Annotated in this window: 1 protein-coding gene; it reads left to right on the top strand. The window is 73.4% G+C overall.

The features are described 5' to 3' along the window. Positions 1 to 2639: type I polyketide synthase (locus ACGF5T_RS36005; RefSeq protein WP_392890353.1), on the top strand; the 2639-nt coding region annotated here is incomplete at both ends.

Here is a 2639-nt window from a genome sequence, read left to right on the forward strand (position 1 = left end):
GAGACCGGTGACGATGTGGTGGTGGTGCCGGTGATGCGTCGGGGTCGTCCGGAGCGGGAGGTGTTCGAGGCGGCGGTGGCGACGGTCTTCACCCGGGACGCCGACCTGGACGTGAGCGCCCTGCACACGGGCAGTGGTGGTGGCCGGCGCATCGGCCTCCCCACCTACCCCTTCCAGCGCGACCGCTACTGGCTGGACCCCACTCGCACCACCGCGACCGATACCGAGGCCGCCGGTCAGTCGACGGACGGGCTCCGCTACCGCGTCACCTGGCAGCCGGCCGTCTCCGACCGCGGCAGCCCCCGGCCTGCCGGCCGAGTGCTGCTCCTGGCACCGGACGAGGACACGGCCGACTCCGGACTCGCCACCGCGCTCTCCCGTGAGCTGACCGTGCGGGGGGCCGAGGTCCACGCCGTCGTCGTGCCGGTCGGTACCGGCCGGAAGGCAGCCGCTGACCTGCTGCGGGCCGCCGGTGACCATGCCGCACGCAGCACGCGAGTCCTGTGGCTCGCCCCGTCCGAGCCGGACACGGCCGATGCCGTCGCCCTCGTCCAGGCCCTGGGCGAGGCGGGACCCGACGCCCCGCTCTGGGTCACCACCCGTGAGGCGGTGGCCGTGCGGTCGGACGAGATCCCCTCGGTCGGGGGCGCTCAGCTCTGGGGGTTGGGACAGGTCGCCGCCCTCGAACTGGGTTCTCGCTGGGGCGGCTTGGCCGACCTGCCGGGGAGTGTGTCGTCCGCGGTGCTCCGTACGTTCGTCGGGACGCTGCTCGCGGGGGAGGAGAACAACCAGTTCGCGGTACGGCCGTCGGGTGTCCATGTCCGCCGTGTGGTTCCTGCGTCTGGCCCCGTCCCTGTCCCCGGCTCCCTCCCCTTGACGGACGGCCGATGGTCCTCCGGCACCGTACTGATCACCGGGGGCACCGGTGCCCTGGGCGCGCAGGTCGCCCGTAGGCTGGCCCGGTCGGGCGCCGCGCACCTGCTCCTGGTGGCCCGGCGCGGCGCGGACGGCGCCGGGGTGCGTGGACTCGTCGAGGAGCTGACGACGCTCGGTTCCGAAGTGACCGTCGAGGCCTGCGACGTCGCCGACCGGGACGCACTGGCCGCGTTGCTCGCGGGCATCCCCGAAGAACGGCCCCTCACCGCCGTACTGCATGCGGCCGGCGTGCTCGACGACGGTGTGCTCGACTCACTCACCCCCGACCGGGTGGACGCCGTACTGCGGGCCAAGGTCACCGCGGCCCGCCACCTGGACGAGCTGACCGCGGACCTTCCGTTGGACGCCTTCGTGCTGTTCTCCTCCATCGTCGGCGTGTGGGGCAACGGGGGCCAAGCCGCCTACGCCGCCGCCAACGCCGCGCTCGACGCCTTGGCACAGCGGCGCCGGGCCAGGGGAGGACGTGCCGCCTCGATCGCCTGGGGACCGTGGGCCGGTGCCGGAATGGCTTCGGGAACCGCGGCGACGTCCTTCGAGCGGGACGGCGTCGCGGCCCTGGACCCCGAGCGCGCGCTCGACGTCCTGGACGAGGTGGTGGGCGTCCACGGGACCTCCGCCACGAAGGCGCCCGCGGCCGGTGAGGCCTCGCTGCTCGTCGTCGACGTGGACTGGGAGATTTTCGTCGGGCGTTCGGTGACCCGCCGTACCTGGTCGCTCTTCGACGGTGTCCCCGCGGCCCGTTCGGCGCGCGCCGCCCATGCCGCGGCCGACCGCGCCGCTCTCACCCGAGGGAGCGGCCAGGACGGGGACGAGGGCCGGCCGTGGCTGTCCGTCGGCCCGTCGTCGGCGGAACGTCGTCGTTCCCTGCTCACGCTCGTGCGCTCCGAGGCCGCCGAGATTCTGCGCCACGCCTCGGTCGACGCGGTCGATCCGGAGCTGGCCTTCCGGTCCGCCGGGTTCGACTCCCTCACCGTCCTCGAACTGCGCAACCGCCTGACCGCCGTCACCGGGCTGAACCTGCCCAACACGCTGCTCTTCGACCACCCCACCCCCGTCTCGCTCGCCTCCCACCTGCATGACGAGCTGTTCGGTTCCGACGGCGAGGCGGACCCGGTGGCGGCCACCCTCGCGCCGGCCGTGGCCGACGAGCGTGAGCCGATCGCGATCGTGGGCATGGCCTGCCGCTACCCGGGCGGTGTGGTGTCGCCGGACGACCTGTGGAACCTGGTGGCCGGTGACGGGCACACGCTGTCCCCGTTCCCGGCCGACCGCGGCTGGGACATCGAGGCTTTGTACGACCCGGAGCCGGGGGTGCCGGGCAGGAGTTATGTGCGGGAGGGCGGGTTCCTGCATTCCGCGGCGGAGTTCGACGCGGAGTTCTTCGGCATCTCGCCGCGGGAGGCGGCGGCGATGGATCCGCAGCAGCGGTTGCTGCTGGAGACGTCGTGGGAGGCGGTGGAGCGGGCCGGGATCGCGCCGGACTCGCTGCGCGGTACCCGTACCGGCGTCTTCAGCGGCATCTCCCAGCAGGACTACGCGACCCAGCTGGGGGACGCCGCCGACACCTACGGCGGACATGTGCTCACGGGGACGCTCGGCAGTGTGATCTCCGGGCGGGTTGCCTACGCGTTGGGGTTGGAGGGGCCGGCGTTGACGGTGGACACGGCGTGTTCGTCGTCGTTGGTGGCGTTGCATCTGGCGGT

The organism is Streptomyces sp. NPDC047853 (assembly GCF_043204535.1).
Lineage (GTDB): Bacteria > Actinomycetota > Actinomycetes > Streptomycetales > Streptomycetaceae > Streptomyces.